At 71.5% G+C, this 21,115-nt stretch carries 17 protein-coding genes and 2 pseudogenes; 14 read left to right on the plus strand and 5 right to left on the minus strand.

Going from position 1 to position 21,115, the window contains the following annotated elements; translation table 11 throughout:
* Positions 1-16: 16 nt before the first annotated feature.
* Together OHS33_RS25880 and OHS33_RS25885 are read left to right on the plus strand one after the other, a co-directional pair.
* A complete protein-coding gene (locus tag OHS33_RS25880) occupies positions 17-871 on the plus strand; it encodes a hypothetical protein (RefSeq protein WP_330332805.1) in 855 nt (284 codons plus the stop codon).
* Positions 865-1,062: a hypothetical protein gene (locus OHS33_RS25885; protein ID WP_330332806.1), complete on the plus strand. Its 198-nt coding sequence runs from the start codon at positions 865-867 to the stop codon at positions 1,060-1,062. Before OHS33_RS25880 ends, OHS33_RS25885 begins: the two co-directional genes overlap by 7 nt.
* Here the strand turns inward: OHS33_RS25885 and OHS33_RS25890 are convergent.
* Positions 1,059-1,760: a nitroreductase family protein gene (locus OHS33_RS25890; protein ID WP_330332807.1), complete on the minus strand. Its 702-nt coding sequence runs from the start codon at positions 1,758-1,760 to the stop codon at positions 1,059-1,061. The two genes, OHS33_RS25885 and OHS33_RS25890, sit on opposite strands and share 4 nt — an antisense overlap.
* Positions 1,761-1,864: 104 nt before the next feature.
* Between OHS33_RS25890 and OHS33_RS25895 the strand changes: the two genes are divergently transcribed.
* Positions 1,865-2,401 carry a GNAT family N-acetyltransferase gene (locus OHS33_RS25895; protein ID WP_330332808.1) on the plus strand — a complete coding sequence of 179 codons (537 nt, stop codon included), beginning with the start codon at positions 1,865-1,867 and terminating at the stop codon, positions 2,399-2,401.
* Positions 2,402-2,420: 19 nt separating this feature from the next.
* Here the strand turns inward: OHS33_RS25895 and OHS33_RS25900 are convergent, their stop codons facing one another.
* Both OHS33_RS25900 and OHS33_RS25905 read right to left on the minus strand, forming a co-directional pair.
* Positions 2,421-4,445: a phosphocholine-specific phospholipase C gene (locus OHS33_RS25900; protein ID WP_330332809.1), complete on the minus strand. Its 2,025-nt coding sequence runs from the start codon at positions 4,443-4,445 to the stop codon at positions 2,421-2,423.
* Positions 4,446-4,562: 117 nt separating this feature from the next.
* Positions 4,563-5,602 (minus strand): annotated as a pseudogene (locus OHS33_RS25905) (NADP-dependent oxidoreductase).
* Between the two features lie 445 nt (positions 5,603-6,047).
* Between OHS33_RS25905 and OHS33_RS25910 the strand changes: the two are divergent.
* The 4 genes and pseudogenes from OHS33_RS25910 to OHS33_RS25925 all read left to right on the plus strand — a co-directional run.
* Positions 6,048-6,551, plus strand: a pseudogene (locus OHS33_RS25910) (substrate-binding domain-containing protein); the annotation flags it as partial.
* A gap of 249 nt (positions 6,552-6,800) precedes the next feature.
* Positions 6,801-6,932, plus strand: a complete 132-nt coding sequence (locus OHS33_RS25915; RefSeq protein ID WP_330332810.1) for a hypothetical protein — start codon at positions 6,801-6,803, stop codon at positions 6,930-6,932.
* Positions 6,933-7,049: 117 nt separating this feature from the next.
* Positions 7,050-8,090: a 3-isopropylmalate dehydrogenase gene (locus OHS33_RS25920; RefSeq protein WP_330332811.1), complete on the plus strand. Its 1,041-nt coding sequence runs from the start codon at positions 7,050-7,052 to the stop codon at positions 8,088-8,090.
* Between the two features lie 229 nt (positions 8,091-8,319).
* Positions 8,320-9,405, plus strand: coding sequence for a branched-chain amino acid aminotransferase (locus OHS33_RS25925; protein WP_330332812.1), 1,086 nt, complete (start codon positions 8,320-8,322; stop codon positions 9,403-9,405).
* An 86-nt stretch (positions 9,406-9,491) separates the two neighbouring features.
* On the opposite strand, the gene OHS33_RS25930 is transcribed toward OHS33_RS25925, so the two are convergent.
* On the minus strand, positions 9,492-10,919 hold the full coding sequence (locus tag OHS33_RS25930) for a cytosine permease (protein ID WP_330332813.1): 1,428 nt from the start codon (positions 10,917-10,919) through the stop codon (positions 9,492-9,494).
* A 156-nt stretch (positions 10,920-11,075) separates the two neighbouring features.
* On the opposite strand from OHS33_RS25930, the gene ureA reads away from it, so the two are divergent.
* The 6 genes from ureA to OHS33_RS25960 all read left to right on the plus strand — a co-directional run bounded on the left by ureA (position 11,076) and on the right by OHS33_RS25960 (position 18,650).
* Positions 11,076-11,807 carry an urease subunit gamma gene (gene ureA, locus OHS33_RS25935; RefSeq protein WP_330332814.1) on the plus strand — a complete coding sequence of 244 codons (732 nt, stop codon included), beginning with the start codon at positions 11,076-11,078 and terminating at the stop codon, positions 11,805-11,807.
* Positions 11,804-13,537, plus strand: coding sequence for an urease subunit alpha (locus OHS33_RS25940; RefSeq protein ID WP_330332815.1), 1,734 nt, complete (start codon positions 11,804-11,806; stop codon positions 13,535-13,537). The genes ureA and OHS33_RS25940 overlap by 4 nt, the downstream gene beginning before the upstream one ends.
* A 69-nt stretch (positions 13,538-13,606) precedes the next feature.
* The gene (locus OHS33_RS25945) at positions 13,607-14,653 is read left to right on the plus strand and encodes an agmatine deiminase family protein (RefSeq protein ID WP_330332816.1); all 1,047 of its coding nucleotides are present in this window, start codon (positions 13,607-13,609) and stop codon (positions 14,651-14,653) included.
* Between the two features lie 27 nt (positions 14,654-14,680).
* Positions 14,681-15,304 (plus strand): TetR/AcrR family transcriptional regulator, encoded by a 624-nt coding sequence (locus OHS33_RS25950; protein WP_330332817.1) that lies wholly within the window; start codon positions 14,681-14,683, stop codon positions 15,302-15,304.
* 295 nt (positions 15,305-15,599) lie between these two features.
* Positions 15,600-17,222, plus strand: a complete 1,623-nt coding sequence (cimA, locus tag OHS33_RS25955) for a citramalate synthase (protein WP_330332818.1) — start codon at positions 15,600-15,602, stop codon at positions 17,220-17,222.
* Positions 17,223-17,315: 93 nt separating this feature from the next.
* Complete coding sequence (locus tag OHS33_RS25960; protein ID WP_330332819.1) at positions 17,316-18,650, plus strand: hypothetical protein; 1,335 nt, start codon at positions 17,316-17,318, stop codon at positions 18,648-18,650.
* A 22-nt stretch (positions 18,651-18,672) separates the two neighbouring features.
* Here the strand turns inward: OHS33_RS25960 and OHS33_RS25965 are convergent, their stop codons facing one another.
* On the minus strand, positions 18,673-19,275 hold the full coding sequence (locus OHS33_RS25965) for a YceI family protein (RefSeq protein WP_330332820.1): 603 nt from the start codon (positions 19,273-19,275) through the stop codon (positions 18,673-18,675).
* A 255-nt stretch (positions 19,276-19,530) separates the two neighbouring features.
* Between OHS33_RS25965 and OHS33_RS25970 the strand changes: the two genes are divergently transcribed.
* Entirely contained in the window at positions 19,531-21,114 is a 1,584-nt protein-coding gene (locus tag OHS33_RS25970; protein ID WP_330332821.1) for an acyl-CoA carboxylase subunit beta, read from the plus strand.
* Position 21,115: the final 1 nt, after the last annotated feature.

Here is a 21,115-nt window from a genome sequence, read left to right on the forward strand (position 1 = left end):
GGGGCCGAGGAGACGTATGTCCCGGCGCACCGACAACCGCCACCGCGCGGCCACCCTCTGCCGCGAGGCCACCGGCCTGCCGCACCACGTCTGCCTGCGGTGGGCCGCCGAAGGCCTGATCTCGCGGGGCCAGCCCGTCCCCGACGCGGAAAGCCCCGCGCAGCGGGCCTTCGAAGCCCGGGTGGCGCTGGTGCTGGTCTATGCCATGCGGGCCGGGGCGCGGCTCGGGATCACGGCGGTGCGGCCCACGCCCTCCGGGCTCGGGATCGAGCTGCACCCGGACCTGTCGCCCGGGGTGTTCGCGGCGCTGATGCCGAGGGTCGATCCCGGATCCGGAGATCTCGAAGGGGTGCCGGGCCTCCGGCTGGAGCACCGGCGCGACGGGCTCCACCTGTGCTGCGTGGCGAGCGGTGGTGCCATCCGCATCCTGCAGTCCGTGCCCGCCTGGCGGCAGCCCCTGCCCCGAGGGCGCATGGTCTACGTGGGCCGTCGCGTCGACATCCCGCTGCACAGCGCCGAGCGGGCGCGGCTCGACGACTGGGCCGACGGACCGGCCGCCCGGGACTGGCTGCTCAGCCGCCTCCTGCGGCGTCCGCTGCTGGTCAACGCGGCAGACGTGGTGCTCGGATGGGCCCACGGCCGCGGCTACGGCCACAGTGACGGTCAGCCGTACGGGTACGGGGACCTCGTCATCGAGTGGTGCTGTGACCGGGGTGTCGCGGAGCTGGAGGGGCGGCTCCGGCGGAGCGGACTCGCCACCGCGCCCCCGGGGATCGGTCCCGGTGACCCACCGGTTCCCGGGGTCATCGCCCTGGAGAACGCCAGGGTCGTCCTGCGCAGGATCATCCGGCATGAGTGTGCCGCGTGCTGACCGGAGCGCTGCTGGCGGCGGCCGTGTTCGGGGTGGCCAAGGTGGTGCGGGACGTGGTCCTGCTGAGGCAGCTGCGCGCGGCCATGGCGGAGTGCTCGCCCGAGGACCGCGCGCGGATCTGCCTGCGCATGGCCGGGGCGCTGGGCGGGTTCGGCGGGCGGGAGGCACCGCCCGCCGAAACGGGCCCCTAGATCTCCACCATGACCTGGTCCAGGGACTTGCGCAGGAGGTCGGGGACCTCGCAGTCGTCGGCGGGGTAGCCGACGGGGATGACCGCGAAGGCCTTCTCGTTCTCCGGGCGGCGCAGCACGTGGCTCAGGAAGCGCATCGGGCTCGGGGTGTGGATCAGGGCCGCCAGCCCGCTCAGGTGCAGGGCGGACAGCAGCATGCCGACCGCTATGCCGACCGACTCGTCGACGTAGTAGTGCTTGCGCTTGGTGCCGTCCGGGCCGAGCCAGTACCGCTGCTGGAAGACCACGATCAGCGCGGGCGCGTCGGTGAGGTGCGTCTTGACCGCGTCCGTGCCCAGCGGGCGCAGCGCGGCGAGCCATTCGTCGCCGAGCCGGCCGTCGTAGGACAGGAGTTCCTCCTGTTCGGCGGCGTCCCGGATCTGGCGGCGCACCTCCGGGTCCTTGACCAGGACGAAGGTCCACGGCTGCTGGTGCGCCCCGGACGGCGCGGTCGCGGCGCAGGCGATCGCGTCCCGGACGGCCTGCTCGGGCACGGGCTCGGCGGAGAAGTGGCGCACGGTCCGCCGCTGGTCCATCCGCTCCCGCAACTCGGCGGCCCGCGCGAGGGTTTCGGGGGCGGGCATCCGCTCGGGCCGGTAGGCGACGGGGCGGTAGGGCTCGCCGTGGGTGGGGGTCCATTGCTGGGTCTGAGAGGACATGCGCCGAGTCTGCCGAGGCCGCGCCCGTCCCGGCCAGCACCGCGTCGGCCGATTCCGGCCGGTGCGGACCGCTTCGGTGTCCGCAATGCGGGTACGGTCCCCGTATGAGCGTACGGGTCGTGCACACCGCCGCCCTGGCCGACGGCGAGCTGGGCGAGGTGCGCGCGCTGCTCGACGGCGCCTTCGACGGGGACTTCGGCGACCTGGACTTCGAGCACGCGCTCGGCGGGATGCACGCCCTGGCGTACGAGGGGGAGCGGATCGTCGCGCACGGCAGCGTCGTCATGCGCCGGGTGGTGCACCGCGGCCGGTCCCTGCGGACCGGGTACGTCGAGGCCGTGGCCGTGCGGCCGGAGTGCCGCCGCCGGGGGCTGGGCGCGGGGATCGTGGCCGCCCTGGAGGGGGTGGTCGCGGGGGCCTACGTACTCGGGGCGCTCTCGGCGTCCGAGCAGGGGGCCGCCCTGTACGCGGGCCGGGGCTGGCGGGTGTGGGGCGGGGAGATCGGGGTCCTGGGGCCCGGCGGGCCCGAGCGGCTCGCCGGGGAGGAGGGGTCGACGTACGTGTGGGTGCCGCCCGGAGGGGTCCGGCTGGACCACGCCGGGCGGCTCGACTTCGACTGGCGCGACGGGGACGTCCTCTAGGACGCCCCGGCCCGGCCGGTCAGCCGCTGATGCTGGGGGCGCCGGTCTCGATGTGGCCCGTGTAGCGGCGCGACCAGGTGCCGTCGGAGTCCGCGAGGATGGTGAAGTCGTACCAGCCGTTCGAGTAAGCCACCGCGTTCCAGAAGTCCTCGCGCGAGGAGTTGGCGGGCACCGTGTAGGTCCAGGGACCGTCCGCGCGGTAGGCGTTGGAGCGGACGGTGAAGGTGACCGGCGAGGCCGAGGTGTTGGTCAGCTTGAAGTAGATCGCGGTCTTGCCGGAGCCGGGCTCGGTCGCGAAGCGGGCCGCGGCCTCGATCGACTTGCCCGCCTTCGACGTGTCGCCGATGAACCGGCGCAGGAAGCGGTTCGGGCCGACCATCGAGAGGTCGTACTTGCCGGAGCCGCTGCCGAGGCCGATGTTGAAGTAGTCGGTCGCGACGCCGCCCGGGTCGACGGTGTACTCCCAGGACGCGGTGTCGCGGTACTGGTGGGGGCGGATCTGGAAGTGCGCCGCGCTCTTCGCCTCGGCGCCCTGGTTGGTCATCGAGAACCAGGCCAGGATCTTGCCCGCGGCACCGAACTCGAAGCGGTCGAGGTTGCCGTTCACCTGGTACGGCAGGGCGCGCGCCGGGCGGGTCCCCGCCTCCTGCACGGGCAGGGCGTTGTCCTGGGGGGCCGGGTTGGTCAGCGGGCCGCAGGTCGACTGCCCGATCACCTTCGCGGTGGAGGGGAGGCCGGACGGGACCCCGTAGACCGGGTGGGCGAAGTCGAAGACGCCGGTCAGGTCGCCGGTCACCTTGCGGCGCCAGTCGCTGATGTTGGGACAGGTGGCCGGGGTGCCGAGGGCCGCGGTCCACGTCTCCATGAACTGGAGCACCGAGGTGTGGTCGAAGACCTCGGAGCTGACCCAGCCGCCGCGGGTCCACGGGGACATCACGATCATCGGGACGCGGAAGCCCAGGCCGATCGGGGTGCCGTCGATGTACTCGCCGGGGGTGCCGGGCGGGGCGACCGGCGGCGGGACGTGGTCGAAGAAGCCGTCGTTCTCGTCGTAGTTGAGGAAGAGGACGGTCGAGTCGAAGACCTCGGGGTTCGCGGCGAGCGCGCGGTACACGAGGTCCACGAAGTGCGCGCCGTCGGCGGGCGGGGCGTACGGGTGCTCGGAGAACGCCTCGTTGGCCACGACCCAGGAGACCTGGGGGAGGGTGCCCGCGACCACGTCGGCGCGGATGGCGGCCGCGATGTCGTCGGGGGTGGAGCCGGTGACCTTGGGCACCGAGCCCATGCCCCGGTCCCACAGCGGGTCGCCGGGCTTGGCGTCGGTGAACTTCTTGAAGTAAGCCAGGGCGTTGTCGCCGTAGTTGTCCTGGGCGTTCTGGTAGACCTTCCAGCTCATGCCCGCGCGCTGGAGGGCCTCCGCGTAGGTCTCCCAGGTCAGCCCGGACTCGTCGCCGCCGTCCTTGCTGCCCGAGTCGACCTTGCCGCTCCACAGGAAGGTGCGGTTGGGGCCGGTGGCGCTGAGGGTGGAGCAGAAGTAGGCGTCGCAGATGGTGTAATTGTCGGCGAGGCCGTAGTGGAAGGGTATGTCGCCGCGGTCGAGGTAGCCGAGGGTGCGGGTGTTGCCGACGCCGGTGACGAAGTTGTCCAGCCGGCCCTTGTTCCAGGCCGCGTGCTGCGAGGACCAGCTGTGCGGCAGGTCGCCGTTGCACTGGGCGAGGGTCTCCCCGTCGACGCCGCCGACGGCCGGGGTGGAGCTGAGCTTCCACGGGTACTGGCGGCCGCCCCAGTTGGGCTGGTTGAACATGCCCCAGCCGCCCGGGATGTTGCCCGCGGCGCGGTCGCCGAAGCCCCGGACGCCCTTCAGCTTGCCGAAGTAGTGGTCGAAGCTGCGGTTCTCCTGCATGAGGATCACCACGTGCTTCACATCGGTGATCGTGCCGGTCGCGGCGGCCGCGGCTGCCGTCGCCGTGAGCGGGGGCAGGGCCGCCCCCGCCATCAGCCCGGCGCCGATACCCACGAATCCTCTGCGGCTGATCGGAGTCACTGGCCACCACTCCCCACTCGGGTGCCCTGTCGGCACGTCAGCCGCAAGAGTGGCGGCGCGGGGTTCAAAGGTCTACAGCCGTGCGGTAAGAGTTCGGTGAACTTCAGGTGGTGGGATTCAGCCATCGATCCTGACCAGCATCTTGCCCAGATTGTCCCCTCGGAGCATGCCCAGGAAGGCCTCCACGGTGTGCTCGAAGCCCTGGACAACGGTGGTGTCGGTGCCGATCCGGCCACTGCGCAGGTGCGGGACGAGGAAGTCCTCCAGCTCGTCCTGCAGATTGGTGTGATTGCGAACCAATACCCCTTCCAGGCGCAGTGACTTGTGTACGACCTCGAAGAGGTTGCGGGGGGCGGCGGGCGAACGGTCCCCGTTGTACATCGAGATGGCGCCCACCCAGGCGATCCGGCCGTACTCGCGCAGGGCCTCGATCGCCCCCTCCAGGTGGTCGCCGCCGACGTTGTCCACGTAGACGTCGATGCCGTCCGGGGCGGCCGCCGCCAACTGCTCGCCGACCGGCCCGTCGTGGTAGTCGAAGGCCGCGTCGAAGCCCAGCGTCCCGGTCAGGTGGGCCACCTTGGCCGCCGACCCCGCGCTGCCGATGATCCGGCGCGCGCCGAGCAGCCGGGCGATGTGGCCGGTGGCGGTGCCGACCCCGCCCGCGGCGGCCGAGACGAAGAGGTCCTCGCCTTCGCGCAGCCCCGCCGTGTGGGTCAGGGCCGCGTAGGCGGTCAGTCCGGTGCCGCCCAGGATGCTCAGGTACGCCTCCAGCGGGATGCCCTCGTGGCCGCGCAGGACGCGGGTCCCGGCCACGCCGCGGGTGACGAGCGCGTGGGTGCGCCAGCCCTCCCGGTGGAAGACCAGGTCGCCCTCGCGCAGCCCGGGGTCCCGGGAGGCGACGACCCGGCCCACCGAGCGGCCCTCCAGCGGGGTGCCCAGCTCGAAGCCGCCCTCACCGCCGTCCATCATCCCGCGGTGCGGGGGCACCTCCCAGCGGTAGCTGGGGGCGGGTCCACGGAGAGCAGCAGGTTCTCGACGAGGGCGGTGCCCGGGGCGGGGGAGGGGACGGGGCTCGCGTCGATGCGGAAGTCGGCGGCGGTCGGGAAGCCGGTGGGGCGGGCGCTCAGGTGGACGGCGTAGGCGGTCGGTGAAGTCATGATCAGGAGGCTAGGAAGGAATCCCCGGGCCGGGCAGGGGGTCGTCAGTTGCTTGCCGGGGAGGGTGCACGAAGGCGGTTTAACTCGATCGTGTGGTGGTTGGCCTCCGGGCTTGCGGCGTCTTGGGCTGTCCGGGTTAACGTGACCGTGTGATCTGGGACGCCGGGTACGGCGCCAGTGTGCGGGGCCCCTGCTCCACCGGAGTGATGGTTCAGGGCCTCCCCGTCGCCTCTGGCCGTACCTATTTGGCCAGATCGCGCAAGGGAACCGACCTCCCGGGCCCGGACCACGCACAGGATGCGTGTCGCCGCCCCGGGGTTGAGTACGCCGGGGACCAGTGCGCCCAAGACCGTTCGGGGTGTGCGGCTGAGCGGACTCACTCCTGCTCAGTCCAGAGGAACGGTTGCGTTCATGGATGGGAGCCATCTATGAACGACGCTCATGGCCCGAGGTGCGGGTGGTCCGTGAACTGGGGGCCGGCAGCGCGGGCGAGGTGGCCGCGGGCCGCGCCGACCTGGGCATCGCGACCCTGGGCGGGTCCGGCGATGTGGCGTCCGGACTGCCCGGGCTGCTGACGGGGGTGCTCGTGGAGGAGGCGTACGTCCTGGTCCACCCGGCCGGGCACCCGCGCCCGCGCGAACTGCCCCTGCTGGACTGGGACGAGAACTGCGGCTCCTACACCCGCGCCTGGTGGCGGGCCCAGGACTGGATCCCGCGCGCCACCGTGAAGGCGGACGACGACGCGATGGTGCTGACGATGGTCGGCCGGGGGCTGGGGATGGCGATCATGCCCGAGCTGTCGCTCCGGGAGGCCACGGACGCCGTGGAGATCACCCGGCTGGGCCCGCGGCGGCCGGTGCGGCACGTGGGGTACGTCACCACACCGGAAGCGGCGTCCACGCTCGCCGTCAGGGCGCTGATCAGGGAACTCCGGGCCGAGAAGGGCTGAAACGGAGCGTTTGGGGGAGGGTCCGGGAGGCCCTTCCGGGCGGTTCGCCGTCTCAGATAGTAGGAAGTCCGAGTAATTGCGGAGACATACAGGGCGAGCTGGCCTAGCTTTGTAGGAGCCGAACGTCTCGCTGATCCAGCGAATGGCGGTCGAGAGCGTGCGCCCCGAGACAGGCAACCCCTGTGGCGCACCGTTCCCCGCCTCTTCCGGCGCCTTGAAGACCCCCCTCTTCTCAAGGAGTCGATCACCATGCCCCAGACCACTGCCGTCCGCCGCGTCCGCCACGGCTCCCGTCCCGCCGAGGCCGACCGCAAGAACGCCGCCGCCGCCCTCCAGCGCGCCCTCGACCGCCGTGACAACGGCGGCTCGACCGGCCACTGACGGGCCACTGACCGGCCGCGACCCCGGCTGCTGCCGGGAAGTCGCTGCTCACGACACGTCCCGTCCACATCCTGGACGGGACATGTCGAGGGCTGGGACAGGGAGTACGGTTCCGACATGGCGACCAGCATCAATCTCGCAGTGATCCCCGGTGATGGCATCGGCCAGGAAGTCGTGGCTCAGGGCCTCAAGGTCCTTACCGCGGTCCTGCCCCAGGATGTGAAGCTGGAGACCAAGGAATACGACCTCGGCGCCCAGCGCTGGCACCGCACCGGTGAGACCCTCCCGGACGCGGACCTCGCAGCCCTCAAGCAGCACGACGCGATCCTCCTGGGCGCCATCGGCGACCCGTCGGTCCCGTCGGGCGTCCTGGAGCGCGGGCTGCTGCTCAAGCTCCGCTTCGCCTTCGACCACTTCATCAACCTGCGGCCGTCGAAGCTGTTCCCCAACACCGCCACCCCGCTGGCGGGCCGTCCGGAGATCGACTTCGTCGTGGTCCGCGAGGGCACCGAGGGCCCGTACACCGGCAACGGCGGTTCGCTGCGCACCGGTACGCCCGCCGAGGTGGCCACCGAGGTCAGCGTCAACACGGCGTACGGCGTGGAGCGCGTGGTGCGCGACGCGTACGAGCGGGCCAACGCCCGCCCCCGCAAGAAGCTGACGCTGGTCCACAAGAACAACGTCCTCGTCTTCGCCGGTCACCTGTGGAAGAACATCTTCGACACGGTCGGCAAGGAGTACCCCGAGGTCACCACCGACTACCTGCACGTCGACGCCGCGACGATCTTCTTTGTCACCCAGCCCGAGCGCTTCGACGTCATCGTCACGGACAACCTCTTCGGTGACATCCTCACCGACCTCGCCGCCGCCGTGACCGGCGGAATCGGCCTGGCCGCCTCCGGGAACATCAACCCGACCGGCGCCTTCCCGTCCATGTTCGAGCCGGTCCACGGCTCGGCCCCGGACATCGCGGGCACCGGCAAGGCCGACCCGACCGCGACGATCCTCTCCGTCGCCCTCCTGCTGCGCCACCTGGGTTACGAGGCCCAGGCCGCCCGCATCGAGGACGCGGTCACGGCCGACCTGGCCGGACGCGACGGCACCTTCCGCAGCACGGACGAGATCGGCGACGCACTCGCCGCACGAGTAGCCGGCTGACCCGGCAGTTCCACTTCCAGGAAGCCGCCGGGTGGCACACCGCACCCGGCGGCTTTTCCTGTACGGCCCCGGGTGCCACCATCTCCCCTGGGCCGCACAACACCCCGTTTCACCGAAGCCTCCCCTCGCGCGATAATCGAACGCGAGGCCGCGGAATACGGGGAAGCTCGGACGTCCTAGTACGCCGTGAGCGCGGTCCGCCCTACGAACCGGTGAAGGACAAGCACTCATGACGACGCCCACGATCGAGCTGAAGCCCTCCTCGAACCCCCTGTCCGACGCGGAGCGCGAGGCGATCCTGGCCAGCCCCGGTTTCGGCCGCCACTTCACCGATCACATGGTGACGATCAAGTGGACCGAGGGCCGCGGCTGGCACGACGCCGAGCTGGTCCCCTACGCGCCGCTGTCGATGGACCCGGCGAACATGACGCTGCACTACGCGCAGACGATCTTCGAGGGCCTCAAGGCCTACCACCAGCCCGACGGCACCGTCTCCACCTTCCGCCCGCAGGCCAACGCCGAGCGGTTCCAGCGCTCCGCCCGCCGCATGGCCATGCCGGAACTGCCGACCGAGCTGTTCATCGAGGCCTGCGACGCGCTCATCAAGCAGGACCGCGCCTGGGTGCCGGACTCGGGTGAAGCCTCCCTGTACCTGCGCCCGTTCATGTTCGCGAGCGAGGTCGGCCTCGGTGTCCGCCCCGCGAACGAGTTCCTCTTCATCGTCATCGCCTCCCCGGCGGGCGCCTACTTCCCCGGTGGCGTCAAGCCGGTCTCCGTCTGGCTTTCCGAGCAGTACGTCCGCGCCGTCAAGGGCGGCACCGGCGACGCCAAGACCGGAGGCAACTACGCGGCCTCCCTCGTGGCCCAGGCCCAGGCGGCCTCCCACGGCTGCGACCAGGTGGTCTGGCTCGACGCGATCGAGCACCGCTGGATCGAGGAGATGGGCGGCATGAACCTGTACTTCGTGTACGGCGACCGGATCGTCACCCCGGAGCTGACCGGCTCGCTCCTCCCCGGCATCACCCGCGACTCCCTCCTCACCATCGCCCGTGACCTCGGCTACACCGCCGAAGAGGGCCGCATCACCACCGAGGACTGGAAGCGCGACAACGAGAACGGCACCCTCACCGAGGTGTTCGCCTGCGGCACCGCCGCCGTCATCACCCCGGTCGGCTCGGTCAAGTCCGAGCGCGCCGACTGGACCCAGGGCAACGGCGAGCCCGGCGAGGTCACCATGAAGCTCCGCAAGGCGCTCCTGGACCTCCAGACCGGCCACGCCGCCGACACCCACGGCTGGATGCACCCGCTCGGCTAGCCGCTCCCGCTTCCGTACGTACGAAGGCCCGCGCTCCCCCATCGGGGAAGCGCGGGCCTTCGTACGTACGGGGGAGGCGCGGCGGCTCAGACGCCGGCCAGCTCCTCGGCGGGGGTGGCGGCCGGGGCCTGGGCGGCCGCGCCGCGGGCGGTCAGCGCCGTGTAGACGAGGCCTCCGGCCAGGCCGGAGAAGATGAAGGAGCAGTCCACTCCGCCGGTCAGGGCGAGCAGCGGGCCCTCGTAGAAGGGCGTGCTCACGGCCAGCAGGCCCACGACCGCGCCGATCGCCCAGGAGGCGGTGGCGCTCGGGTTCCAGCCGCCCCGGTACCAGTAGATCCCGCCCACCGAGCGGCGGTTGAAGACCTGGAGCGCCTCGGCGTCGTAGCGCCCCCGGCACCGGACGAAGCCGATCAGGGTGATCACGGCCCACGGGGTGCCGATCGCGGTCAGCAGCAGCACGAAGGAGGTCATCGCGGACTGCACGTTCCACTCGAAGGAACCGACGAAGACGAAGGCCGTGGCGACGGCGGCGGCGATCACGGTGGCCTTGGTGCGGGTGGCCTTGGGGACGATCGCGTCGAGGTCCAGGCCCATCGAGTAGAGCATCAGCCCGGCGTTGCCCACCGAGCCGGCCGCGGCGGCGGCCAGCAGCGGGACCAGGTACCAGAAGGGCGAGGCGGCCACGAGGGGCCCGGCGTAGTCCTCGGCCCCGGCCTTGGCGGCGAGCGCGGTGTAGGTGCCGAACAGCTGCGGTATCAGCAGGCCGATCAGCAGGCCGAAGCCGGTGGCCCAGAACACCTTGCGGGGGCTGTGCCTGCGGGGGGAGACGTAGCGGGTGTAGTCGCCGAGCAGAGTGATGAAGGCGACGGGACCGCTGAGGCCCGCGGCGACGGCGGCGAGCAGCCAGGTCGGCCAGAAGCCGCCGAGGAGGTACGCGGGCTCCGCGGCGGTGGCGGTGAAGTCGGGGGCGTAGGCGAAGACGCCGATCGCGAGCAGGACCACCATGCCGATGGAGAGGATCTTGCTCATGCGCAGCAGGAGCCGGTAGCCGAAGACGGCCCCGACGACGGTACAGGCGGCGAGCACGCCGTACATCGCGGCCCGCGAGACACCGGTGTCCGGCAGCCCGGTGAGCCGGGAGAGGGCGCCCACCATCACATCGCCGCCGATCCACAGCGTCAGCGCGGTGTAGCCGAGCGAGAGCAGCAGGCCCACGACCGAGCCGACGAGCCGGCCGCGGACGCCGAACTGGGCGCCGCTGGAGGTGGACAGGTTGGTCGCGGTCCGCAGCGAGACCAGCGCCAGCGGCGCGGTGACGGCGATTCCCACGATGGTGCCGGTCACGATGGCGGTGACCGACGGCCACAGGCCCAGTCCGAAGGACGGGGGCAGCCAGCCGAAGACGATCACACCGAGGCAGAGATTGGATCCGAGGAGGATCGAGATCAGGTCACGTGGACCGCTCGTTCGCTCCTCCTCCGGGATGGTGTCGACTCCGCGCTGTTCGATGGGCATGGGGGGACTCCCTTGGCAGGGCGGGGGGCGGCGATGCAATGTTTGAGCGACATTCAATGTGACCTAAGGCCTGGTCTCAGGTCAATGCTTCATTACCGAGAAATGAAGAGTTAGAGTGATGCTCTAACCCATCGACTCAAAAGGTGGTGGATCGGCGTGCGGCTGACCCCTACGGAGCGCGACCGGCTGCTGCTCCGCAGCGCTGCGGAACTGGCCAGGGCCCGGCGGGCCCGCGGACTCAAGCTCAACGTCCCGGAGGCCACCGCGCTCATCGCGGACACGGCCTGCGAGGCCGCGCGCGACGGCAAGCGGCTCGCGGAGGCCATCGAGGAGGCCCGCTCGGTGCTGGGCCCGGACGACGTCCTGCCCGGCGTCAGCGACGTGGTCACCGAGGTGCACGTGGAGGCCGTCTTCGACGACGGATCCCGCCTCGCGGTCATCCCGTCCCCGATCCGCGGCGCCGCAGGCCTCGGCGAGAACGCCCCCGGCGCGGTCGTGCCCGGCCCCGGCGCCCCCCAGCCGGAGCCCACCGTCCACCTGCACGTGCGCAACACCGCGACCGTGCCGGTCAGCGTCACCTCCCACTTCCACTTCTTCGAGGCGAACCCGCGCCTCGACTTCGACCGCGCGGCGGCGTACGGCATGCGGCTGTGCGTACCGGCGGGCTCCTCCGTCCGCTTCGACCCCGGCGGCGAGGCCGAGGTCGGGCTGGTCCCGATCGGCGGCGAGCGGATCGCCGTCGGCTTCGCCGGACTGGTGGACGGCCCCCTCGACGCCCCGGGCGCCAAGGCCGAGGCCCTGCGCCGCGCCGCCGCCTGCGGCTACCTCGGCACCGAGACCACCGGGACCACCGGGACCACCGATGTCACGGACGGAGACCAGGCGTGAGCAAGCAGACCCGGCACAGCGACCACTGCGCCCCCGGCAGCCGGCACATCGACCCGCAGGAGTACGCCTCCGTCTTCGGCCCCCGCGCCGGGGACCGGGTCCGGCTCGGCGACTCCGGGCTGACCGTCCGCGTGGAGTCCGACGCGCAGAAGCCGGGCGACGAGTTCCTGGCCGGTTTCGGCAAGACCGCCCGGGACGGACTGCACCTGAAGGCCGCGGCCGTCCGCGACACCTGCGACGTCGTCATCAGCAACGTCCTGGTCATCGACGCGGTCCTCGGCATCCGCAAGGTGTCCATCGGCATCCGCGAGGGCCGCATCCACGCGATCGGCCGGGCCGGGAACCCGGACACCCTCGACGGGGTGGACGTGGTGGTCGGCACCGGCACGTCCATCGTCTCCGGCGAGGGCATGATCGCCACCGCCGGAGCCGTGGACACCCATGTCCACCTGCTCTCCCCGCGGATCATGGAGGCCTCGCTCGCGGCGGGCGTCACCACGATCATCGGTCAGGAGTTCGGCCCCGTCTGGGGCGTCGGAGTCAACTCCCCGTGGGCGCTGAAGCACGCCTTCAACGCCTTCGACGCCTGGCCCGTCAACATCGGCTTCCTCGCCCGCGGCTCCTCCTCCCACGACGCCCCCCTCATCGAGGCCCTCGCCGAGGGCGGCGCGTCCGGCTTCAAGGTCCACGAGGACATGGGCGCGCACACCCGCGCCCTGGACACCGCCCTGCGGGTGGCCGAGGAGTACGACGTACAGGTCGCCCTGCACAGCGACGGCCTCAACGAGTGCCTCTCCGTCGAGGACACCCTGCGCGTCCTGGACGGGCGCACCATCCACGCCTTCCACATCGAGGGCTGCGGCGGCGGGCACGTCCCCAACGTCCTCAAGATGGCGGGCGTCCCGAACGTCATCGGGTCCTCGACCAACCCGACCCTGCCCTTCGGGCGGGACGCCGTCGCCGAGCACTACGGCATGATCGTCTCCGTCCACGACCTCAAGCCCGACCTCCCCGGCGACGCGGCCATGGCCCGCGACCGGATCCGCGCGGGCACGATGGGGGCCGAGGACGTCCTGCACGACCTGGGCGCCATCGGCATCACCTCCTCCGACGCCCAGGGCATGGGCCGCGCGGGCGAGACCATCCGCCGCACCTTCGCCATGGCCGCGAAGATGAAGGGCGAACTGGGCCCGCTGGAAGGCGACGGCGAGGGCGACGACAACGCCCGCGTGCTGCGCTACATGGCCAAGCTGACCATCAACCCGGCCATCGCCCACGGCCTGGCCCACGAGATCGGCTCCATCGAGGTCGGCAAACTCGCCGACATCGTGCTGTGGCGCCCGCAGTTCTTCGGCGCGAAGCCGCAGCTCGTCCTGAAGTCCGGATTCCCGGCCTACGGGGTCACCGGCGACCCCAACGCGGCCACCGACACCTGTGAACCCCTCGTCCTGGGGCCGCAGTTCGGCTCGTACGGCGCCACCGCGGCCGACATCTCCGTCGCCTTCGTCTCCGCCGCCGCGGCGGCGCTCGGCAGCGACGAGATGCCCACCCGCAGGCGCCGCGTCGCCGTCCGCGGCACCCGCGGCATCGGACCCAAGGACCTCCTCCTCAACTCCCGGGTGGGCGCGGTCGATGTGGACGCGCGCAGCGGACTCGTCAGCCTCGACGGCGACCCGCTGCGCTCCGAGGCGGCCGACTCCGTGTCACTGAACCGCCTCTACTTCCTCTGATCCGCCCGGATCGATCCCCCCGATCCGCCCCTCCTGCACCGCCCGCAGCCCGGAAGGACCCCCCCCGTCATGACCGCCACCCCCGCCACCCCCGCTTCCGACGGCTTCCGCATGCCCCCCGAGTGGGCTCCCCACGAGCGCACCTGGATGGCCTGGCCCAGCCCGAACCCGACCTTCACCAACGAGCGGGAGCTGGCCGAGGCCCGCGAGGCCTGGGGCGCCGTCGCCCGCGCCGTGCGCGGCTTCGAACCGGTGACCCTGGTCGTCGCGCCCGGCGACGCCGCGAGCGCCCGCGCCCTCGTCGGCGAGGACGTCGAGCTGGTGGAGCGCGAGCTGGACGACGCCTGGATGCGGGACATCGGCCCGACCTTCGTCACCAACGACGCGGGCGAACTGGCCGCCGTGGACTGGACCTTCAACGGCTGGGGCGCCCAGGAATGGGCCCGCTGGGAGCACGACTCGAAGGTCGCGCGGCACGTCTCCGACCTGGCCGGCACCCGGACGTACAGCACCCCCCTCGTCAATGAGGGCGGCGCGATCCACGTCGACGGCGAGGGTACGGTCCTGCTCACCGACACCGTGCAGCTGGGCCAGGGCCGCAACCCCGACTGGACCCGGGAGCAGGTCGAGCGGGAGATCCACGCGCACCTGGGCACCACCAAGGCGATCTGGCTGCCCTACGGCCTGGCCGGCGACTACGGCACCTACGGCACCCAGGGCCACGTGGACATCGTCGCGGCCTTCGCCCGCCCCGGCGTGGTGCTGGTGCACACCCAGCCCGACCCGGCGCATCCCGACCACGAGCGCTGCAAGCTGATCGCGGCCCTGCTGCGCGCCCAGACCGACGCCCGGGGGCGCAGGCTGGAGGTCGTCGAGGTGCCCGCGCCGACCGTGCTGGAGGAGGACGGCGAGTGGGTCGACTACTCCTACATCAACCACTACCTGTGCAACGACGGCGTGGTGCTGTGCTCCTTCGACGACCCGCGCGACGAGGAGGCCGCCGAGATCTTCCGCGGACTGTTCCCCGAGCGGACCGTCCGCCCGGTTGACGCGCGTACGATTTTCGCCGGGGGTGGCGGTATCCACTGCATCACCCAGCAACAGCCGAAGGTGTGACCTGCGGCGGACGACAAGGAGTGGCCCATGGTGGCCGGTGGGGTACGCGCGCGGAAGAACGCGCCGCCGCGCGAGGACGTACTCGTCGCCGCCATGGCCACGATCGCCGAGCGCGGCCTGGAGGGCCTGACCATGGCCGGTCTGGGCCGTCAGGTCGGGATGAGCAGCGGCCACCTCCTCTACTACTTCCGCAGCAAGGACGAACTCCTCCTGCAGACCCTGGAGTGGAGCGAGGCCGCCCTCGGCGACGAGCGGCGCGCCCTGCTCTCGCGCCGCGGCCCGGCCCTCGAACGGATCCGGCGGTACGTCGACCTGTACGTGCCCCTCGGCGCCCGCGACCCGCACTGGACCCTGTGGATGGAGGTCTGGAACCGCTCGCAGAACGCCGGGCCCGAGGAACGCGAACGCCAGGCCGCCATCGAGGGCGCCTGGCACCGCGACCTGGTGGCACTGCTCGCCGAGGGCGTCTCGCGCGGGGAGTTCCGGCCGGTCGACCCCGACCGGTTCGGGGCCCGGCTGCGGGCGCTGCTGGACGGGTTCAGCATCCAGCTGGCCGTGGGCCTGCCCGGGATCGGGCGCGCCGACATCCTGGCGCACGTCGCGGAATTCCTCGGCGAGGCGCTCGTACAGCCTGCTCCGCCCGGATCCTGAGACGGCCCGCTCGCGGGACGGGACGTGTGGCAGACTGCGGGCGTGCTTGCTCAGCCCATGATTACCGGCAGCAGCGCGCCGGTCCGCCGTGACCGCTGACACCGTGGAAGACCTTCGCGGCAGCGGCATCGTGCCCCAGACCCGCGCGCAGACCTCTCGCACCCGCGAGGGGTTTTTTCGTTTCCCGGCCCCATCCCTGCCGGGAGCCGACCGCGCGCGATGATGGGGGCAAGCGACGGCGGCCTTCCCTCGGGCGGACATCCGGAGCCACTCATCCGACAGGAGTCAGATCAGCATGACGACGACAGAGGCGACAGCGGCGAGCGCGGCCCTCGACGACGGCTTCCACGTCTTCGACACCACGCTGCGCGACGGCGCACAGCGCGAGGGCATCAACCTCACCGTCGCGGACAAGCTGACGATCGCCCGGCACCTCGACGACTTCGGCGTGGGCTTCATCGAAGGCGGCTGGCCCGGCGCCAACCCGCGCGACACCGAGTTCTTCGCCCGCGCCCGCACCGAGATCGACTTCAAGCACGCCCAGCTCGTCGCCTTCGGCGCGACCCGGCGCGCGGGCGGCTCGGCGGCCGCGGACCCGCAGGTCCGCGCCCTGCTGGAGTCCGGCGCCCCGGTCATCACCCTGGTGGCCAAGTCCCACGACCGGCACGTCGAGCTGGCCCTGCGCACCACCCTGGACGAGAACCTCGACATGGTCCGGGACACCGTCTCCTACCTGCGCGAGCAGGGCCGGCGCGTGTTCGTGGACTGCGAGCACTTCTTCGACGGCTACCGCGCCAACCCCGCCTACGCGAAGTCGGTCGTGCGTGCCGCCCACGAGGCCGGCGCCGACGTGGTCATCCTCTGCGACACCAACGGCGGCATGCTGCCCGCCCAGGTGAGCGCCGTCGTCGCCACCGTCCTCGCCGACACCGGCGCGCGGCTCGGCATCCACGCCCAGGACGACACGGGCTGCGCGGTCGCCAACACCCTCGCCGCCGTGGACGCGGGCGCCACCCACGTCCAGTGCACCGCCAACGGCTACGGCGAGCGGGTCGGCAACGCCAACCTGTTCCCGGTCGTGGCCGCGCTGGAGATCAAGTACGGCCGTACGGTCCTCCCCGCGGGCGCGCTGGCCGAGATGACCCGGATCTCGCACGCCATCGCCGAGGTCGTCAACCTCACCCCCTCCACCCACCAGCCGTACGTCGGCGTCTCGGCCTTCGCCCACAAGGCGGGCCTGCACGCCTCGGCGATCAAGGTGGACCCGGACCTCTACCAGCACATCGACCCCGAGCGGGTCGGCAACACCATGCGGATGCTGGTCTCCGACATGGCCGGGCGCGCCTCGATCGAGCTGAAGGGCAAGGAGCTGGGCGTCGACCTCGGCGGGGACCGCGCCCTGATCTCCCGCGTGGTCGAGCGGGTCAAGGAGCGCGAGCTGGCGGGCTACACCTTCGAGGCCGCCGACGCCTCCTTCGAGCTGCTGCTGCGGGCCGAGGTCGAGGGCCGGGCGCGCAAGTACTTCCGTACCGAGTCCTGGCGCGCGATCGTCGAGGACCGCCCCGACGGCACGCACGCCAACGAGGCCACGGTGAAGCTGTGGGCCAAGGGCGAGCGGATCGTCGCCACCGCGGAGGGCAACGGCCCGGTCAACGCGCTCGACCGGGCCCTGCGGGGGGCGCTGGAGCGCTTCTACCCCCAGCTCGCCAAGTTCGAGCTGATCGACTACAAGGTCCGCATCCTGGAGGGCAAGCACGGCACGGACTCCACGACCCGGGTGCTCATCGCCACGACCGACGGCCACCGCGAGTGGTCCACGGTGGGCGTGGGCACGAACGTGATCGCGGCCTCCTGGCAGGCCCTGGAGGACGCGTTCACCTACGGTCTGCTGCGCGCGGGCGTGGAACCGGCGGAGTAGCCTCCGGACGGCTGCCAGGGGCCCGGAGACGGGCCCCTGGCCCTTTATGTCCAGCTCACACGGGAAACAACCGGTTCAGGTACCGTCGAGGCCATGAGGACCAGGCTGATTTCCGCTCTCTCCGGTCTGCTGCTGGCCCTGTCCGCGACCGCCCTCGTGGTCGCGCCCCAGGCGTCCGCGGCCACCGGACCCGCGACCGTGGCGGAGGCCCTCAAGAAGGGCCCGGTCTACGTCGACCCCCGCGCCGAGGCGCAGCTGCCGAAGGACCAGGCGGACGCCCTCGCGAAGAAGATCAAGGACGCGGGCAAGCCGGTGTTCGTCGCGGTGCTGCCCGCGAACGCCGAGTTCCCGGCCGACAGCGTGCTGCGCACCGTCCGTACCGAGACCGGCATCACCGGGCTGTACGCGATCCGGCTCGGCGACGGCTTCAACGCCGCGGCCGACCGCACCGTCATGCCGGTCAACTCGGTCCGCAACCTCACCGACGCCGTCAAGGCGGGCGGCCCGGTCGATGCGGCCACCCAGCTCAACAACTTCGTCGACCAGGCCCTGTCCCAGACCAAGGGCGGCGCCCCGGCCTCCTGGGGCGGCTCCGGCGCGGGTGACGGCGGCGGCTCGGGCGCGCTGATCGGCCTCGGCGCGGTGGCGCTCGTGGGCGGCGGTGGCGCGTACGCACTGGTGCGCCGGGGCCGCAAGAAGAAGGAAGAGGAGGAGCGCGAGGCGATCCGCAAGCTCTCCGTGGTCGTCGACGAGGACATCACGGCCTTCGGCGAGGAGCTGGACCGACTGGACTTCCACCCCGGTGAGCCCGGCGCGGACGACGCGATGCGCAAGGACTACGAGCAGGGCCTCGACTCGTACGAGAAGGCCAAGCAGATCATGGCCACGGTGCAGCACCCGGGAGAGGTGCAGGGCGTCACCCAGGCGCTGGAGGACGGCCGGTTCGCGCTGGCCTCGCTGGACGCGCGCCGTCAGGGCAAGCCCGTGCCCGAACGCCGGGCGCCGTGCTTCTTCGACCCGCGCCACGGTCCCAGCACCGAGGACGCCGCCTGGGCCCCGGCGGGCGGGGCGCCCCGGACCGTACCGGTCTGCGCGGCGGACGCCGTCCGGCTGCGCGACGGTCAGGACCCGGCTGTTCGTACGGTCGACACCGAGCACGGCCCGCGCCCGTACTACGACGCCGGCCCGGCGTACGGTCCCTGGGCCGGCGGCTACTTCGGCGGCGGCATGCTGCCCGGTCTGCTCATGGGCACGATGCTCGGTTCGATGATGATGTCCGGCCCCGCCTACGCCTCCGACATGGGCGGCGGCTTCGACGGCGGGGACGTCTCCGGCGCCGACTTCAACCCGTCCGACTTCGGCGGGGGAGACTTCGGTGGCGGCGGCGGTTTCGACGGAGGCGGCGGCTTCGGCGGCGGGGACTTCTGACCCGCGCCCCGGCCCCGCGGCGTCAGCCCTGCTTGATCGCGGAGATGTCGAAGGTCAGCTTGACCTTGTCGCTGACCACGACGCCACCGGTCTCCAGGGCGGCGTTCCAGGTCAGACCCCAGTCGGAGCGCAGGATCTCGGCAGCGCCCTCGAAGCCCACGCGCTCGTTGCCGTAGGGGTCGGTGGCGGAGCCGTTGAACTCCAGGTCGATGGAGAGCGGCCGGGTGACGTCCTTGATCGTCAGCTCGCCGGTGATGCGGTAGGTGTCGCCGGAGAGCTGAGCCGCCGCGGTGGAGCGGAAGGTCATCAGGGGGAAGGTCTCGGCGTCGAAGAAGTCGCCGCCGCGCAGGTGGGCGTCGCGGTCGCCGACCCCGGTGTCGACGGAGGCGATCTTCACGTCGATGGAGGCGGTGGAGCGCGCGGGGTCCGTGCCGTCCAGGTGCAGGGTGCCCTCGTGGTCGGCGAAGCTGCCGCGGACGTTGGTCACCATGGCGTGGCGCACGGTGAAGCCGATGCTGCTGTGGCCGGCGTCGATGACGTAGTCACCGGTGAGCGCGGCCAGGGCCGGGTCCACGGCGGGCGTGGCGACGGCGGTGTTCTCGGCGCGGCGGGTGAAGATTCCCATGACTCACTCCTCGGTTCGGGTTGAGGTCTTTTGTTTAACCTTCAACGAGAATGACGCTAGACCCATTCAGTTCAAATTTCAACATCTACGCCGCGTGTCGTCGGGCTTTGTGGTGTCCCCACAAAGGACGAAGGTCCCAACTGGTGGAGTCCTCGCATGACGGAAGGCATCTGTCCGGGCCGCACAGCGGATCGGGCCCGAGACTGTGCGGAACCAACGGAGGGTTTTCGCCGGTCGACTTCGTAAGGTCAGTACATGACCGTTGTGGACCAGACTTCGAGCGAGCCGACGGACGCCCGTGGCCGCGTGGCCGAGTTGCACGCCCTGCGTGAGCAGGCGCAGCGCGGCCCGAGTGACCGTGCGACCGAGGCGCAGCATGCCAAGGGCAAGCTGACGGCGCGGGAGCGGATCGCGCTCCTGCTCGATGAGGGTTCGTTCAAGGAAGTCGAGCAGCTCCGCCGGCACCGGGCGACCGGGTTCGGCCTGGAGTCGAAGAAGCCCTACACCGACGGTGTGATCACCGGTTGGGGCACGGTCGAGGGCCGGACGGTCTTCGTCTACGCGCACGACTTCCGGATCTTCGGCGGGGCGCTGGGCGAGGCCCACGCCACGAAGATCCACAAGATCATGGACATGGCGATCGCCGCGGGTGCTCCGCTGGTCTCGCTGAACGACGGCGCGGGCGCCCGTATCCAGGAGGGCGTCTCGGCGCTGGCCGGGTACGGCGGCATCTTCCAGCGCAACACCAGGGCCTCGGGTGTCATCCCGCAGATCTCGGTGATGCTCGGCCCGTGCGCGGGCGGCGCGGCCTACTCTCCGGCGCTGACGGACTTCGTGTTCATGGTCCGCGACACCTCGCAGATGTTCATCACCGGCCCGGACGTGGTCCGCGCGGTGACGGGTGAGGAGATCACCCAGAACGGACTGGGCGGCGCGGACGTGCACGCCGAGACCTCGGGCGTCGCGCACTTCGCGTACGACGACGAGGAGACCTGCATCTCCGAGGTCCGCTACCTGATCTCGATGCTGCCCTCCAACAACCGGGAGAACCCCCCGGTCCACGAGAGCGCCGACCCGGCCGACCGCCGCTCGGACGTCCTGCTGGACCTGGTCCCGGCCGACGGCAACCGCCCGTACGACATGCTCAAGGTCATCGAGGAACTCGTCGACGAAGGCGACGTCCTGGAGATCCACGAGCGCTGGGCCCGCAACATCATCTGCGCGCTGGCGCGGATGGACGGGCAGGTCGTCGGCATCGTCGCGAACCAGCCCGGCCACCTCGCCGGTGTCCTGGACATCCACGCGTCCGAGAAGGCCGCGCGGTTCGTCCAGCTGTGCGACGCCTTCAACATCCCGATCATCACGCTGCTGGACGTGCCCGGCTTCCTGCCGGGCGTGGACCAGGAGCACGGCGGGATCATCCGGCACGGCGCGAAGCTGCTGTACGCGTACTGCAACGCGACCGTGCCGCGGATCTCGCTGATCCTGCGCAAGGCGTACGGCGGTGCCTACATCGTCATGGACTCGCAGTCCATCGGCGCCGACCTCACCTACGCCTGGCCGACCAACGAGATCGCCGTGATGGGCGCCGAGGGCGCAGCCAACGTCATCTTCCGCAAGCAGATCGCGGACGCCGAGGACCCCGAGGCGATGCGCGCGCGCATGGTCAAGGAGTACAAGTCCGAGCTGATGCACCCGTACTACGCGGCCGAGCGCGGTCTCGTCGACGACGTCATCGACCCCGCCGAGACCCGCGAGGTGCTCGTCAGCGCCCTCGCGATGCTCCGCAACAAGCACGCAGACCTGCCGTCCCGCAAGCACGGCAACCCGCCGCAGTAAG

It is taken from the genome of Streptomyces sp. NBC_00536, assembly GCF_036346295.1.
Taxonomy (GTDB): Bacteria; Actinomycetota; Actinomycetes; order Streptomycetales; family Streptomycetaceae; genus Streptomyces.

Excerpts from the sequence above, each read along its gene's own strand:
- cimA (WP_330332818.1), top strand. The coding sequence starts at position 15,600 with ATGACGACGACAGAGGCGACAGCGGCGAGCGCGGCCCTCGACGACGGC.
- OHS33_RS25925 (WP_330332812.1), top strand. The coding sequence starts at position 8,320 with ATGACGACGCCCACGATCGAGCTGAAGCCCTCCTCGAACCCCCTGTCC.
- OHS33_RS25950 (WP_330332817.1), top strand. The coding sequence starts at position 14,681 with ATGGTGGCCGGTGGGGTACGCGCGCGGAAGAACGCGCCGCCGCGCGAG.
- OHS33_RS25960 (WP_330332819.1), top strand. The coding sequence starts at position 17,316 with ATGAGGACCAGGCTGATTTCCGCTCTCTCCGGTCTGCTGCTGGCCCTG.
- OHS33_RS25930 (WP_330332813.1), bottom strand. The coding sequence starts at position 10,919 with ATGCCCATCGAACAGCGCGGAGTCGACACCATCCCGGAGGAGGAGCGA.
- OHS33_RS25880 (WP_330332805.1), top strand. The coding sequence starts at position 17 with ATGTCCCGGCGCACCGACAACCGCCACCGCGCGGCCACCCTCTGCCGC.
- OHS33_RS25970 (WP_330332821.1), top strand. The coding sequence starts at position 19,531 with ATGACCGTTGTGGACCAGACTTCGAGCGAGCCGACGGACGCCCGTGGC.
- OHS33_RS25915 (WP_330332810.1), top strand. The coding sequence starts at position 6,801 with ATGCCCCAGACCACTGCCGTCCGCCGCGTCCGCCACGGCTCCCGTCCC.
- OHS33_RS25945 (WP_330332816.1), top strand. The coding sequence starts at position 13,607 with ATGACCGCCACCCCCGCCACCCCCGCTTCCGACGGCTTCCGCATGCCC.
- OHS33_RS25920 (WP_330332811.1), top strand. The coding sequence starts at position 7,050 with ATGGCGACCAGCATCAATCTCGCAGTGATCCCCGGTGATGGCATCGGC.
- OHS33_RS25965 (WP_330332820.1), bottom strand. The coding sequence starts at position 19,275 with ATGGGAATCTTCACCCGCCGCGCCGAGAACACCGCCGTCGCCACGCCC.
- OHS33_RS25895 (WP_330332808.1), top strand. The coding sequence starts at position 1,865 with ATGAGCGTACGGGTCGTGCACACCGCCGCCCTGGCCGACGGCGAGCTG.
- OHS33_RS25890 (WP_330332807.1), bottom strand. The coding sequence starts at position 1,760 with ATGTCCTCTCAGACCCAGCAATGGACCCCCACCCACGGCGAGCCCTAC.